Below are 598 nucleotides of genomic sequence, written 5' to 3'. Positions count from 1 at the left end.
CCGGTATAGCATCATTCATCTGAATGAGTTTGGAACCATTAAAAACCCAAGTCCAAAAGGTAAAGGTGCCATTGCCCGTGCTTTGCTGAATTCCGAAAAGGCGTATCGGAAAGCTTTACGTGATGCGTTAAAAGGGGGCATTTAATGGACGTAATGATGACTATTTACAATGCTTTGATGGCTGATGAGTATATCAAGCAGCAAGCAGCTGGCCGAATTAAATTTTACGAGTACCCGGCAACCGGCGATGTATCAGGACCGTATATTGTGATCGATCCTCTCTCTCCACCGCTGCCGGATGTATACGGCGATGATGAACCCATTGCAGACTCGTACATTTATCAGATTGATGTGTGGACGAAAAGCCGGACAGTGACAAAAGAAATTACTAAACGCGTAGGAAAGATTATGCGGGATCTTGGATATGGTTACTTTGCCGGCGGGGTAGACGAATGGGATAAAGATACCGGAATTTACCGTGATGCCCGTAGGTACAGAAATACGATTTATGATGAGGCGCTCATTTGAGTGTCTTTTTTATTATTAAAAATTAGGAGTGATTTGAATGGCAGTAGAAAAGAATTATAGAGCGGCAACC

1 protein-coding gene is annotated in these 598 nt (G+C 43.3%); it reads left to right on the top strand.

Going from position 1 to position 598, the window contains the following annotated elements; all coding sequences use genetic code 11:
* Nucleotides 1–144 precede the first annotated feature (144 nt).
* Complete coding sequence (locus NCCP2331_RS18305; RefSeq protein ID WP_251672128.1) at nucleotides 145–528, top strand: hypothetical protein; 384 nt, start codon at nucleotides 145–147, stop codon at nucleotides 526–528.
* The last annotated feature ends 70 nt before the right edge of the window (nucleotides 529–598 follow it).

Origin of the sequence: Sporosarcina sp. NCCP-2331, assembly GCF_023707945.1 — a bacterium.
Classification (GTDB): Bacteria; Bacillota; Bacilli; order Bacillales_A; family Planococcaceae; genus Sporosarcina; species Sporosarcina cascadiensis.
The sequence above is the reverse complement of the archived record's forward strand: the minus strand, read 5'-3'. Positions and strand labels throughout refer to the sequence as shown.